Here is a 14,040-nt window from a genome sequence, read left to right on the forward strand (position 1 = left end):
GCGAGGCGCCCGAAGTCGGCAGACTTATCGGGCGTTAAAGAAGTGAAAGTCGAAACTATTACGGTGGGCAAACATCATAATATGTGTAGTCCGCCGTATGTGGGGCATCAATCGGTTATTGTTTTCCATTTCGTATACCTCAGATGAATATCCTAAAGCGCAGTCATTTTATCTCCAGATGGGCTTAAAACTGTGAGTCCGATCAACAATAAGAGATCATTTATAAAATAATTCGTTGCATGCTGCTCTATCGCCAGGATTAAATTCTGAATTGTTTATGAAGTGTAAATTAATTGTGATTCATTTAATTTAAATGAAGGGTAGGGAGAGATAAGAATATTATTTAATTGATAGGATGTTTCTTACAATAATAATGTAAAAGAGGGCGGTATCATTATGAATAATTATTCATAAAATAAATCGATAGCCAATCCCAGTTTCCGTTAGTAAATGCTTTGGACGCGCGGGATCGTTCTCCAGCTTCTGACGTAAATGCCCCATATAAATGCGTAAATAATGACTATGCTCCACCGCATTGGGTCCCCAGACATGGTTCAGTAGCTGACGTTGGGTAAGGACTTTTCCGGCATTATTCAGCAACATTGCCAGCAGGCGAAACTCGATAGGTGTTAAATGAATCTCTTCGCTGCCGCGGGTGATGCGATGAGCGGCCAGATCGACCGTAATATCGGAGAAGGTCATTACCGCCTCGCCAGGCTGCGTCCCCGCATGGCGACGCAGCGCCACGCGCAGCCGTGCCTGTAGCTCGCCGATACCAAACGGTTTGCTGAGATAGTCGTCGGCACCGGCGTCCAGCGCCGCGATTTTATCGTTTTCTTCGCTGCGCGCGGACAGCACGATTATCGGCACCGGGCTCCACTGGCGAATATCACGAATAAAATCGAGGCCATCGCCGTCCGGCAGGCCGAGGTCAAGGATCACCAGATCGGGTTTACGCGTCGCCGCCTCCAGTAAACCGCGCTGGAGGGTGTCGGCGTCAAAGACGCGCAGATCTTCGGCTTCCAGCGCGGTGCGCAGAAAACGGCGAATGGCGTGTTCATCTTCAACGATCAAAACGCTGGTCACAGCTTCTCATATCCCTCTTCAAGTTCAGGCGGTTGTTCCAGTGGAAGTGTAACACGAAAACAGGCGCCGCCTTCCGGGCGGTTGCTGGCGGATAGGGTGCCGCCGTGAATCTCGACGATGGCCTGACAAATCGCCAGCCCCAGCCCCACGCCGGGAATGGCCGACTCTTTATGGCCGCGGGCGAATTTAGCAAAAATATGCTGCTCCTGGCCGCCGGGAATACCCGGCCCGCTGTCCCAGACGTCCAGCAGAAGCTGGTGATTTTCGGTGGCCGCGCGAATGCCGATTTGCGCCTCGCTGCCGGCATACTTGACGGCGTTCTCCAGCAGATTGTTGAGCACCCGCTCAAACAGCGGGCCATCGAGATGCACTAGCATCAGCGGGTCGGGCAGGGAGAGGGTGATTTTGCGCCCGCCGAGGGTGGGCTCCAGCGTACGCAGCGCGCTGCCAACCACTTCCTCCAGCGTCAGCCACTCTTTATTGAGGTTAAAGCCGCCGGACTGAATCCGCGCCATATCCAGCAGATTGTTCACCAGCCGGGTGGTGTTCAGCACGTGCTGGCGAATCTCGTTGGCCTGCGGCGCGTAGGGCGAACCGCTGCTGGCAAGGTCGAGCGTCAGAATTTCCGCCTGGCCAAACAGCACGGTCAGCGGCGTGCGCAGGTCGTGCGACAGCGCGGCGAGCAGTGAGTTACGCAGGCTTTCACGTTCGCTGATAAGCCTGGATTGCTCTTCGCTGGCCGTCAGCGCCAGCCGCTCCAGCGCGCTGGCCACCAGCAGAGTAAAGGTCTCCAGCAGCCGCTGCTGCTCTGGCACCATCAGCTGGCGGAGATTATTCGGCTCAACGACCACCAGGCCGTGGGTTTTATCGGCGCTGCGTAGGGGCAGCAGCAGATAGGGCACGCCGGGCAGGGTGTCGGTTCCCGCCCCGGCGGGCAGCCCTTTGTCAAAACTCCAGTGGGCGATGGCCTGATCCCAGGGCGTCATGCCCTCCTGATGGTTTAACGCCGCCAGCTTGCCGTTTTCATCCGGCAACAGCACCTGGCTGCGGGCGTGAAAGGTTGAGCGAATATACTGCTCGCAGGTGAGGGCGATATCGCGAGCGTTGCGCCCCACCGCCAGCGTTTTCGACATCTCATACAGGTGGCGCGTTCGCTGCTCGCGATAGCGGGCCACGCGCGCCTGATAGCGCACGCCGGCGGTGAGATTACCGATCACCAGCCCGACGGTGAGCATGACGGCGAAGGTCAGCAGATACTGCACGTCGGACACCGCCAGCGTGCCGCGTGGGGCAATAAAGAAGAGATCGAAGCTGACCACGTTGATGACGGTCGCCAGCACCGACGGCCAGCGGCCGTAGAACAGCGCGACGATCACCACGCCCAGCAGGTAGAGCATCACCAGGTTGGCGGCCTCAAAGGCCATCAGCCACTGGTTGGCGACCAGCGTAATGGCGGCGCACAGCCCCAGCGCCACCAGACAGCCGCGGATTTGCACCCGCCATTTGTCGATAAACGGCCGGCGATCGCCTGGGCGTTCGGGCAGCGGCAGCGGCGTTTCGTCCACGCCAATCACCAGCAGATCAAGCTCCGGCGCGTGGCGGGAAAGACGGTCGCTGAAACGTTCGCCGCGCCACCAGCGACGCTGCTGCTGACGGCCAATCACGATTTTGCCGAGGTTGTGTTCGCGGGCATAGCGAATGACCGCCGCCTCTTCAGACGGGTCCGACAGCGTCGCGGTCTCGGCCCCCAGCTCCTGCGCCAGGCGCAGGGCGCTGAGAATGGCGCGCCGCTGCGCTTCGGGCAGGCGGTGTAGGGTGGGGGTTTCAACGTAAACGGCGTGCCAGACGCTGCCCAGACGGGCGGCCAGGCGCGCGGCGGTGCGCACCAGCTTTTCGCTGCCGGTATGGTGGCCAATACACAGCAGGATCGCATCCTGGGTATGCCACACTTTTTCCTGCCCCTGAGCGTCACGCCAGGCGCGCATCTGATCGTCCACCCGCTCGGCGGTACGGCGCAGCGCCAGCTCGCGCAGGGCAATCAGATTGCCTTTGCGAAAGAAGTTCTCGATGGCGCGTTCGGCCTGACCGGCCAGATAAACCTTGCCTTCGTTAAGACGCTGGCGCAGATCGTCCGGCGGCAGATCCACCAGCACCACCTCATCGGCGGCATCAAAAAAAGGATCCGGCACGGTTTCCCGCACCTGAATGCCGGTAACGCCGCTGACGACATCGTTCAGGCTCTCCAGATGCTGCACGTTGACGGTGGTGAACACGTCGATGCCCGCCTCCAGCAGCTCGTCGATGTCTTGCCAGCGTTTGGGATGACGGGAACCGGGGGCGTTGCTGTGGGCCAGCTCGTCCATTAACACCAGCGCCGGGCGGCGGGCAAGGGCGGCATCGAGGTCGAATTCTGTCACGTAGCGGCCGCGGTAGGCGGTGCGCTTCGGCGGCAGCATGCTCAGGCCGTTCAGCATCGCGGCGGTCTCTTTGCGCCCGTGGGTCTCCACCACCCCCGCCAGCACGTCTAACCCCTGAGCGCGCAGCCGCTGCGCCTCCGCCAGCATCGCCCAGGTTTTACCCACCCCGGCGCAGGCGCCGAAGAAAATCTTCAGCTTGCCGCGATGCGCGTCGGCGGTTTGTTCCAGCAGGCGGTCCGGGTTGGGACGCAGCGGCTCGTCGGTCATCATCAATTATCCTTGTGGGCATCCAGCGCCATATTCAGCTCAATAATATTTACCACAGGTTGGCCGAGAAAGCCGAGCAGCGGCGTATGGGTGGCTGCCTGTACCTGCTGCGTTAACCATTGCGGCGAGAGCCCGCGCGCTTTGGCGATACGCGGTACCTGCCACAGCGCGGCGGCGGGCGTCAGGTTGGCGTCCAGCCCGCTGGCGGAGGCGGTGACCAGCTCGACCGGTACCGTGCGGCTGGCGTCCGGGTTAGCGGCGCGCAGCGCGGCGATGCGGTCGGTAAACAGCTTATCCAGCGCCGGGTTGCTGCCCGCCAGATTACTGCCGCCGGAGGCCAGCGGGTTATCCGGCGCGTCGGTGGTGGCGGACGGACGGCCCTGAAAATAGCCGGGATCGCTAAAGTACTGGCCGATCAGCATCGATCCGCGAATCTGCTGGTTTGTGAAAATCAGCGAACCGTTGGCCTGAGCCGGGAACAGCCACTGCCCGAGCGCGATGGTCAGCAGCGGATAAACGCCGCCGGTCATCAGCGCCAGAAACAGAAAAATAACAACAGCAGGACGTAATGCAGACATGGTTATTTCCTCACACCAGACCCAGCAGGGTTAACAGCACATCAATCACTTTAATGCCGATAAACGGCACCACCAGCCCGCCCGCGCCGTAAATCCACAGGTTGCGGCGCAGCATCGCCGACGCCGACAGCGGGCGGTAGCTCACCCCTTTTAACGCCAGCGGCAGCAGGAAAACGATGATCAGCGCGTTGAAAATCACCGCGCTGAGGATCGCCGAATTGGGCGAATGCAGGTGCATGATGTTGAGCACGCCCAGCTGCGGCCAGCTGGCGGCAAAGGCCGCCGGGATAATGGCGAAATACTTCGCCACGTCGTTGGCGATACTGAAGGTGGTCAGCGAGCCGCGGGTCATCAGCATCTGTTTACCGATGTGGACGACCTCAATCAGTTTGGTCGGGTTAGAGTCGAGGTCGACCATGTTGCCCGCCTCTTTCGCCGCCTGCGTACCCGAGTTCATCGCGACCGCCACGTCGGCCTGCGCCAGCGCCGGAGCGTCGTTGGTACCGTCGCCGGTCATCGCCACCATCCGGCCTTCGGACTGGTACTGGCGAATCAGCGCCAGCTTGGCTTCCGGCGTGGCCTCGGCCAGAAAATCATCCACCCCCGCCTCGGCGGCGATTGCAGCGGCGGTCAGCCGGTTGTCGCCGGTGATCATCACCGTTTTAATGCCCATTTTGCGCAGCTGGGCGAAGCGCTCTTTGATGCCGCCTTTGACGATATCCTTCAGCGCAATCACGCCGAGCACCTGCGCGCCTTCCGCCACCACCAGCGGCGTGGCCCCCAGGCTGGCAACGCTTTCGACTTTATGCTCCACATCAAGCGGGAACTGGCCGCCGTTGCTCTCAATATGGCGGCGAATGGCATCGACCGAACCTTTGCGGATCATGCGGTTATCAATGTTGATGCCGCTCATTCTGCTCTGGGCGGTAAACGGCACGAAAGTGGCGTGCAGCGCCTGCACGTCGCGCTCGCGCAGGTTAAAGCGCTGTTTGGCCAGCACCACGATGCTGCGGCCTTCCGGCGTTTCATCGGCAAGCGACGAGAGCTGCGCGGCGTCGGCCAGCGTTTTCTCTTCCACGCCCTGAGCGGGCAGGAACTGCGAGGCCTGGCGGTTACCGAGGGTGATGGTGCCGGTTTTATCCAGCAGCAGCACGTCGACGTCGCCCGCCGCTTCTACCGCGCGGCCGCTGGTGGCGATAACGTTGGCGCCGAGCATACGGCTCATCCCCGCCACCCCGATGGCCGACAGCAGGCCGCCGATGGTGGTCGGAATCAGGCATACCAGCAGCGCGACCAGCACGGTGACGCTAATCGGCGCGCCGCTCCAGGCGGAGAACGGCCAGATGGTCGCCGTTGCCAGCAAGAAAACAAGGGTCAGCGCCACCAGCAGAATCGTCAGCGCGATTTCATTTGGCGTTTTGCGTCGCTGCGCGCCTTCGACCATGGCGATCATCCGGTCAAGGAACGTTTCGCCCGGGTTGACGCTACAGCGCACCACCAGCCAGTCGGAGAGAATACGCGTCCCGCCGGTGACCGAAGCGAAGTCGCCGCCGGATTCACGAATGACCGGCGCAGACTCCCCGGTAATCGCGCTTTCATCTACCGACGCGCCGCCTTCTATTACTTCGCCGTCGCAGGGAATAATGTCACCGGCTTCCACCAGCACCACGTCGCCTTTACGCAGATCGTCGGCCGGCACGTGGTCCATCGCCGCGCCGTAGCGCGCTTCGCGCAGCTTGCGGGCAAAGGCGGTTTTCTTCACCCCTTTCAGGCTGTTGGCCTGCGCTTTGCTGCGGCCTTCCGCCATCGCTTCGGCAAAGTTGGCGAACAGCACGGTAAACCACAGCCACAGGGCAATCGCGCTGCTGAAGCCGACGTTGCCGGGCAGCGCGCCCAGCGCCATGGCCACCGCCAGTGCGCTGGTCAGCACGCTGCCAATCCAGACGATAAACATCACCGGATTGCGCCACTGGACGGTGGGGCTGAGTTTCTTCACGGCGTCGATCAGCGCCTGGCGAACCAGCGACGGTTCAAACAGGCCCAGTTGTTTGCGACTCATAACCAATAGCTCCGCATCACTCAAAACAGGGAAAGGTGTTCCGCCACCGGGCCAATCGCCAGGGCGGGAATAAAGGTCAGGGCGCCCACCAGCAGCACGGTGCCAATCAGCAGGCCAATAAACAGCGCGTCGTGCGTGGCGAGCGTACCCGGCGTTGCGGGCTGGATCTTTTTATTCACCAGCGATCCGGCAATCGCCAGCACCGGCACGATCACGCCGAAGCGGCCGATGAACATGCACGCCGCCAGCAGGCAGTTCCAGAACGGCGTGTTGGCGCTGAGCCCGGCAAAGGCGCTGCCGTTGTTATTGGCGGCGGAGGAGACGGCGTACAGCACTTCGCTAAAGCCGTGCGAGCCGGGGTTGGCCATGGCGCTGCGTCCGGCGTCGGTCATCATCGCCAGCGCGGTGCCGAGCAGTACCAGCGTCGGGGTGACCAGAATCGCCAGCGCGGTCATTTTCATCTCCGGCACGTCGATTTTTTTGCCAAGATACTCCGGCGTGCGGCCAATCATCAGTCCGGCGATAAACACCGCCAGCAGCACGAACAGCAGCATGCCGTACAGGCCGGAACCGACGCCGCCGAACACCACTTCACCAATCTGCATCAGCCACAGCGGGATCATCCCACCCAGCGCGGTAAAGGAGTCATGCATGGCGTTCACCGCCCCGCAGGAGGCCGCCGTGGTGACCACCGCGTACAGGCTGCTGGCGAGAATGCCGAAGCGGCTTTCTTTGCCTTCCATATTGATGCTGCTGTCCGCACCGAAGGCCAGCAGATGCGGGTTGCCCCGCGTTTCTGCCCACATCACCACCGCCACGCAGACCACGAAGATAAGGGTCATCGCCCACAGAATTGCCCGCCCCTGGCGGTTATCGCCTACCGCCTCGCCGAAGGCGAAGCACAGCGCCGCCGGGATCAGGAAGATCGCCAGCATCTGCACGAAATTGGTCAGCGCCGTCGGGTTTTCGAACGGGTGTGAGGAGTTGGCGTTAAAGAAACCGCCGCCGTTGGTGCCCAGCATTTTGATCGCTTCCTGCGAGGCGACTGGCCCCATCGGCAGGAGCTGATGCGCGCCTTCCAGCGTGGTAAATGGCTGGTAGGGCAGGAGATTCTGCAATGCGCCTTGCTGAATAAAGAACAGGGCCAGTACCAGCGAAATCGGCAGCAGCAGCCACAGGGTAATGCGGGTGATATCGACCCACGCGTTGCCTAACGTGCCGACGCTCTGGCGCGCAAACGCGCGGATCAGCGCAAACAGCACGGCGATACCGGTGGCGGCGGAAAGGAAGTTCTGCACCGTCAGCCCCGCCATCTGGCTAAAGTAGCTCAGGGTGGTTTCGCCGCTGTAGGACTGCCAGTTGGTGTTGCTGACAAAACTGACGGCGGTATTGAGCGCCAGGTGCCAGGAGAGGCCCGGCAGCCGCTGCGGGTTCAGCGGCAGATAGCCTTGCAGCATCAGCATGGCGAACAGCACGACCAGCCCGCACAGGTTGAGCAGCAAAATGGCGCTCACGTAACGCCCCCAGCCCATTTCCTGGCCGGAAACGCCGAGTACGCGCCACAGCACATTTTCAGTACGGGCCAGACCCGGCAGCGGTACGTCGCCGATCATCGCCGCCAGCATTTTGCCGAGCGGCCGAGCGAGAATAAACAGCACCAGCAGGAAGCTGGCGATGAGTAAAAATCCCTGAGCAGCCATCACAGCGCCTCCGCCTTCAAAAGGGCATACACCAGATACGCCAGTAACAGGAACACCAGCACCACGCCGGCTATTACGCCTGTAGTCACAATCCACCTCCGGATGGTTGAGTTATGGCGCTAAGCGTAGGATTTTGGGTGCAAAGATTTCGCAAAAATCATCGGGCGGGGTGTAAAAAAAGTATAAAAATGGCAAAAGCCACAATTTAACTAATGGTTAGTATTGATTTAACAATCTCGTAACTAAGTTACGGCGTGAATGTAAAAAAAGACAAAATAGACCAGAAATAGTGGTCGGATGAGTAGTAAAATTACACAAAAAGCGGTACTCTTTTAGTCAGATTACTGAGTTTTATTTTCCGGCGAGCGTTGCCGGCCAACTTAGGGGAGAGAATATGGAACTGTATAAGAAATATCCTGCGCATATCATAGTCATGCGTCGTACTTTCGCCGTGGTGGCGGGAATTGTGGCGCTGCCGGTGATGCTGTTCTGGAAAGAACGCGCTCGTTTTTATAGCTATCTGCACCGCGTCTGGTCGAAAACCAGCGAGAAGCCGGTATGGATGGAACAGGCTGAAGAAGCGGCCTGCGACTTTTATTAATCGCTGTCGCCAGGAAATGACCGAAGCCGCGCCTGCAAAGGGGCGGCTTTTTTGTTTTGTCGGCAGTGCCAGTGTCGGAAAGGTGTGGTGAAATAATTGGTGTAATATGAATGTATTAGTTAAATACATTCAGGATTTTTATGCCCACTCATCTGGTCTGGTTCCGCGCTGATTTGCGCCTGCATGACAATCTCGCCCTTGCCGCCGCCTGCCGCGATCCGCAGGCACAGGTGCTGGCGCTGTATATCGCCACCCCGCAACAGTGGGCGGCGCACGCCATGGCTCCTCGCCAGGCGGCCTATATTGCCGCGCAGCTGAACGCGCTTCGCCTGGCGCTGGCAGAGAAAAACATTCCGCTGGTGTTTCACGAGGTCGCCGATTTTGCGGCCAGCGTCGAGGTGCTACAGGACGTCTGTCAAACCCACGGCGTGACGCATCTTTTTTACAACTATCAGTATGAATTCAACGAGCGCCAGCGCGATGCGGCGGTGGAGCGCCTGCTTTCTGACACGGTGTGTCAGGGCTTTGATGATAGCGTGATCCTGGCGCCGGGCGCGGTGATGACCGGCAGCCACGAGATGTATAAAGTGTTTACACCGTATAAAAACGCCTGGCTGCGTCGGTTAAAGGAACATCAGCCGGAGTGCGTTCGCGCGCCGTCTGTCCGCCATGCACCCGCGGTAGCCGCCTGCGACACCATTCAGTTTAACTATCCCCAGCAGGCCTTCGACGCAGCGCTGTTTCCCGCAGATGAAAAGGCGGCCATTGCGCAGCTACGCCATTTCTGCCAGCAGCAGGCAGCAGAGTATGAAGCCCAGCGCGATTTCCCGGCCATTGAGGGGACCAGCCGTCTATCGGCCTGCCTGGCCGTGGGCGTACTGTCGCCGCGCCAGTGCCTGCATCGGCTGCTGGCCGAACAGCCGCAGGCGCTCAACGGCGGCGCGGGGAGCGTCTGGCTTAACGAGCTTATCTGGCGCGAATTCTACCGCCACCTGCTGACTTATTATCCTGAATTATGCAAACACCGGCCGTTTATCGCCTGGACTGATGGCGTGCGCTGGAATACCGCACCGGAGGCGCTGAAGGTCTGGCAGCAAGGGGAAACCGGCTACCCGATTGTGGATGCCGCAATGCGCCAGCTGAATAAAACCGGCTGGATGCACAACCGCCTGAGAATGATCGTCGCCAGTTTCCTGGTGAAGGACCTGCTGATCGACTGGCGGGAAGGGGAGCGCTACTTTATGTCGCAGCTGGTGGACGGCTGCCTGGCGGCCAATAACGGCGGCTGGCAGTGGGCGGCCTCCACCGGCACCGACGCCGCGCCTTATTTCCGTATCTTCAACCCGACTACCCAGGGCGAGCGGTTTGATAAAAGCGGCGCGTTTATTCGCCAATGGCTACCAGAATTGAAATCTGTCCCCGAGAAGGCGATTCATCAGCCGTGGGCGTGGGCCGATAAGCAGGGCGTAAAACTGGATTATCCGCGACCGATCGTCGATCACGCTAAGGCGAGGGGGGAGACGTTGGCCGCCTATGAGGCGGCCAAAAAGCAGGCATAGCCGGGAAAGATTACGCTTCCGCCGCCAGGCGACGGCTGCGCACTTTCACCGAGTGATACAGCCAGATGACCAGCACCACGCCCACGCAGGCCAGCGCGCCCCAGGTGATTTGGCTGAAGACGTCGATATAGGCGTTAATCGAATAGTCTGCCGCGCCTGCGGAGTCGAACGACGCCTGCGACGTCTGGTCGGCTATGATGCCGGCCACATAGTTTGCCACCGCGCCGGAAAGCAGCATGTAGATGCCAGTCAGCACGCCGGTGACGCCCGGGATCTGGATGCGGGTGATCTGCGACATGGCCACCGGGTCGATAAACAGCTCGGCAAAGCCCATCACCGACAGCCCCAGCAGCATCAGCGGCATGGAGGAATGACCGTAGGTTGCCGACCAGCGGGCGCTCAGGGTCAGAATACAGAACCCGGCGCTCATCAGGCCCAGACCCAGCGCGTATTTGCCCCAGATACGCAGGTCGCGGTTGCGGGTGACCTGCTCTTTAATCAGCCACGCCAACACCACGCCGCACAGCATGACCGCAAAGGCGTTGACCGACTGGAACATGGCGGTCGGCACTTCATAGCCCAGCACGTCACGGTTAACGAAACGGTCGATATACAGGCTGATTGAGCTGCCGCCCTGCTGGGCAAAGGCCCAGAACAACAGGCTGAAGAAGGTGAGCACCACGATCAGACGCAGGTCCTTACGCTGCTCGGCGGTTTCGGCGCGACGGTAAATCTTCGCCAGCACCGCCAGGCCGATAATCGACGCGGCGATCAGCGCATACACCGACCACTCCTGCCAGAACAGCACGGTGATAAACAGCGGCGCGACCACCAGCAGCACCAGCAGCCAGCCCCAGTTCGGCAGCAGGAAGCTGCGTGCGCACAGCACCTCTTTGTTTACCCCACGGGTGTGGGCAAAGTGGCGGCGTCCGCTGATGAAAATGACCAGCCCGGCCAGCATCCCGACGGCGGCCAGCGTAAAGCCCATCGCCCAGCTATACTGCTCTTGCGCGAAGCCACAGGCGATAGGCGCAATGATGGAACCGACGTTGCCCGCGGCGTACATCAGCGAGAAGCCGCCGTCGCGACGCGGGTCGGTCGGTTCGTACAGTTCGCCCAGCAGGCAGCTGACGTTGGATTTAAACAGCCCGTAGCCGCAGACAATAATCGCCAGCGACAGATACAGGAACATTGGCGCAATTTCGCTGGCGCCGAGCACCATATGGCCAACGACCATCAACAGCGCGCCGAGCATCACCGCCACGCGGTTGCCGAGCACTTTATCCGCCAGGTAGCCGCCGAGGATGGGTGTAACGTACACCAGCGAGCAGTAGGCGCTGAACAATTCGTAGGCGTGGGTATCGTTGTATTTCAGCTGATTGGTGAGATACAGAATCAGCAGCGCGCGCATGCCATAGAAGCTGAAGTATTCCCAGATTTGCAGGGCGACGACGTAATAAATCGCCTTTGGCTGCGATTGTGATTTATTCATTGCACATTTGACCTCGAAACCCGGCAACGGCATGCTGCGTAAGGCTTTGTTTCATTTATGTAATAATACGTAGAAAAGCGTATTATCTTTGTAATATGCGGTATGGTTGCATAAATATACATGATCCTGGTCACATGAAAAGAGACAAATCGTGTTATCTAAGCAATAAATTTGCGTATTTAAGCGGTACTTTGGTGGGTGTAACAAATTGTGTATCGACGAACGCCCTGCGTAACGCTATTTTATTCTGTTGAACAGCATCGAAGGCGAAGGGAGTGATAATGAAAAATACCGAGCTAGAACAACTCATTAACGAGAAACTCAACGTTTCCGCCTTTAGCGATTACGCGCCTAACGGGCTGCAGGTTGAGGGGCGTGAAACGGTGCAGAAGATTGTCACCGGAGTGACGGCCAGCCAGGCGCTGATTGATGAGGCCGTTCGCCAGCAGGCGGATGCGATAATTGTGCATCACGGCTATTTCTGGAAGGGCGAGTCGCCGGTGATCCGCGGGATGAAACGCAATCGCCTGAAGGCGCTGCTGGCGAACGACATTAACCTGTACGGCTGGCATCTGCCGCTGGACGCGCATCCTGAGCTGGGCAATAACGTCCAGCTGGCGCAGCTGCTGGGGATTAACGTGCAGGGGGAAGTTGAACCGCTGGTGCCGTGGGGCGAGCTGTCGATGCCGGTTTCCGGCCTCGAGCTGGCTTCGTGGATTGAAGCTCGTCTCGGGCGCAAGCCGTTGTGGAGCGGCGATACCGGGCCGGATAAAGTTTCACGCGTTGCCTGGTGTACCGGCGGCGGCCAGGGCTTTATCGATAGCGCCGCGCGTTTTGGCGTTGATGCGTTTATTACCGGCGAAGTGTCGGAACAAACCATCCATTCCGCTCGTGAACAGGGGCTGCATTTCTATGCCGCGGGCCATCATGCCACCGAACGCGGTGGGATCCGCGCGCTGAGCGAATGGCTCAACGAGACGACCGATCTGGATGTAACCTTTGTTGATATCCCCAATCCGGCCTGATGATGAGGAAATAAAGTGCAGCGAGCGCGTTGTTATCTGTTAGGTGAAACGGCGGTGGTACTGGAACTGGAGCCGCCGGTCACGCTGGCGGCGCAAAAGCGGGTCTGGCGATTGGCCCAGCGTCTGGCGGAGATGCCCAACGTGGTTGATGCCATTCCTGGGATGAATAATATCACCGTCACGCTGCGCCAGCCGGAGACGCAGGCGCTGGACGCTATTGAGCGTTTACAGCGCTGGTGGGAAGAGAGCGAGGCGCTGGAACCGGCGTCGCGGCAAATGGAGATTCCGGTCATCTACGGCGGCGACAGCGGCCCGGATCTGCCGGAGGTGGCGCGGCTGAGCGGCTTGACGGAAAAGCAGGTAGTTGAGCTGCACGCGTCGGTGGACTACGTGGTGTGGTTTCTCGGCTTCCAGCCCGGTTTCCCTTATCTCGGTGGCCTGCCGGAGCCGCTGCATATGCCGCGCCGCGCGGAGCCGAGGCTGAAGGTGCCCGCCGGGTCGCTGGGTATCGGCGGCGCGCAAACCGGGATTTATCCGCTGGCCACGCCCGGCGGCTGGCAGCTGATTGGCCGCACCCCGCTGGCGCTTTTTTCGCCGAATCGTGACGATCCTATCCTGCTGCGCCCCGGCGATACGGTGCGCTTTGTGCCGCAAAAGGAGGGCATATGCTAAAGGTCATTCGCGCGGGCATGTATACCTCGGTGCAGGACGGCGGGCGCGACGGGATGCGCCAGCTGGGCGTAAGCCGCTGCGGGGCGATGGATAAACCGGCGCTGATCGCGGCCAACCTGCTGGTGGGCAACGAGGCCAACGCGGCGGCGCTGGAAATTACCCTGGGTGCGGCGGCGTTTCAATTTGCCCGCGACGGCTGGTTTGCGCTGACCGGCGCGGGCTGCGAGGCAACGCTCGACGGTGAAGCGGTGTGGAGCGGCTGGCGTCACTGGGCCGTGGCCGGGCAGACGCTCACGCTGCATCGTCCCCAGCACGGTATTCGCAGCTACCTGGCGCTGGCGGGCGGCATTGATGTGCCGATGGTGCTGGGTTCACGCAGCACCGACCTCAACGCCGGGATCGGCGGCCTGGAAGGGCGGCGGCTGCGGGATGGTGACGTGCTGCCGCTCGGCAAACCATTGCGTAGCTTTCGCGAGCCGCGCGGCGTGAAGCCGCTGCTGGCCAGCAACCGCATCCGCGCGCTGCCGGGGCCGGAATATCATGAGTTTGACGAGGTGTCGCAGGCGGCCTTCTGGCGCTCGCCC

General features: G+C 60.3%; 13 protein-coding genes. 5 read left to right on the plus strand and 8 right to left on the minus strand.

Annotated features, from left to right (window positions below):
- Positions 1-24 precede the first annotated feature (24 nt).
- The 7 genes from speFL to kdpF form a co-directional block, all read right to left on the minus strand.
- Positions 25-129, minus strand: coding sequence for a leader peptide SpeFL (gene speFL / locus ACK5JN_RS00555; protein WP_106875989.1), 105 nt, complete (start codon positions 127-129; stop codon positions 25-27).
- Between the two features lie 279 nt (positions 130-408).
- A complete protein-coding gene (gene kdpE / locus ACK5JN_RS00560; RefSeq protein ID WP_416868357.1) occupies positions 409-1,086 on the minus strand; it encodes a two-component system response regulator KdpE in 678 nt (225 codons plus the stop codon).
- The gene (kdpD, locus tag ACK5JN_RS00565; RefSeq protein ID WP_416868368.1) at positions 1,083-3,770 is read right to left on the minus strand and encodes a two-component system sensor histidine kinase KdpD; all 2,688 of its coding nucleotides are present in this window, start codon (positions 3,768-3,770) and stop codon (positions 1,083-1,085) included. The genes kdpE and kdpD overlap by 4 nt, the downstream gene beginning before the upstream one ends.
- Positions 3,771-3,772: 2 nt before the next feature.
- The gene (kdpC, locus tag ACK5JN_RS00570; protein WP_416868358.1) at positions 3,773-4,348 is read right to left on the minus strand and encodes a potassium-transporting ATPase subunit KdpC; all 576 of its coding nucleotides are present in this window, start codon (positions 4,346-4,348) and stop codon (positions 3,773-3,775) included.
- Between the two features lie 10 nt (positions 4,349-4,358).
- Positions 4,359-6,407: a potassium-transporting ATPase subunit KdpB gene (kdpB, locus tag ACK5JN_RS00575; protein WP_416868359.1), complete on the minus strand. Its 2,049-nt coding sequence runs from the start codon at positions 6,405-6,407 to the stop codon at positions 4,359-4,361.
- Between the two features lie 20 nt (positions 6,408-6,427).
- Positions 6,428-8,107 (minus strand): potassium-transporting ATPase subunit KdpA, encoded by a 1,680-nt coding sequence (gene kdpA / locus ACK5JN_RS00580; protein WP_416868369.1) that lies wholly within the window; start codon positions 8,105-8,107, stop codon positions 6,428-6,430.
- Positions 8,107-8,196: a K(+)-transporting ATPase subunit F gene (gene kdpF, locus ACK5JN_RS00585; protein ID WP_077625464.1), complete on the minus strand. Its 90-nt coding sequence runs from the start codon at positions 8,194-8,196 to the stop codon at positions 8,107-8,109. Before kdpF ends, kdpA begins: the two co-directional genes overlap by 1 nt.
- A gap of 305 nt (positions 8,197-8,501) precedes the next feature.
- On the opposite strand from kdpF, the gene ACK5JN_RS00590 reads away from it, so the two are divergent.
- Together ACK5JN_RS00590 and phrB are read left to right on the plus strand one after the other, a co-directional pair.
- Positions 8,502-8,708 (plus strand): YbfA family protein, encoded by a 207-nt coding sequence (locus ACK5JN_RS00590; protein ID WP_416868360.1) that lies wholly within the window; start codon positions 8,502-8,504, stop codon positions 8,706-8,708.
- A gap of 140 nt (positions 8,709-8,848) precedes the next feature.
- On the plus strand, positions 8,849-10,267 hold the full coding sequence (phrB, locus tag ACK5JN_RS00595) for a deoxyribodipyrimidine photo-lyase (RefSeq protein ID WP_416868361.1): 1,419 nt from the start codon (positions 8,849-8,851) through the stop codon (positions 10,265-10,267).
- Between the two features lie 10 nt (positions 10,268-10,277).
- On the opposite strand, the gene dtpD is transcribed toward phrB, so the two are convergent.
- Positions 10,278-11,759, minus strand: coding sequence for a dipeptide permease DtpD (gene dtpD / locus ACK5JN_RS00600; RefSeq protein ID WP_416868362.1), 1,482 nt, complete (start codon positions 11,757-11,759; stop codon positions 10,278-10,280).
- Positions 11,760-12,040: 281 nt separating this feature from the next.
- Between dtpD and ACK5JN_RS00605 the strand changes: the two genes are divergently transcribed.
- From ACK5JN_RS00605 to ACK5JN_RS00615, 3 genes are all read left to right on the plus strand, one after another.
- Complete coding sequence (locus ACK5JN_RS00605) at positions 12,041-12,784, plus strand: type 2 GTP cyclohydrolase I (RefSeq protein ID WP_416868363.1); 744 nt, start codon at positions 12,041-12,043, stop codon at positions 12,782-12,784.
- 15 nt (positions 12,785-12,799) lie between these two features.
- Positions 12,800-13,456: a 5-oxoprolinase subunit PxpB gene (gene pxpB / locus ACK5JN_RS00610; RefSeq protein ID WP_416868364.1), complete on the plus strand. Its 657-nt coding sequence runs from the start codon at positions 12,800-12,802 to the stop codon at positions 13,454-13,456.
- Positions 13,450-14,040: biotin-dependent carboxyltransferase family protein (locus ACK5JN_RS00615; RefSeq protein WP_416868365.1), on the plus strand; the 591-nt coding region annotated here is incomplete at its 3' end. The genes pxpB and ACK5JN_RS00615, both read left to right, overlap by 7 nt.

Source organism: Kluyvera sp. (assembly GCF_047971185.1).
Classification (GTDB): domain Bacteria; phylum Pseudomonadota; class Gammaproteobacteria; order Enterobacterales; family Enterobacteriaceae; genus Kluyvera.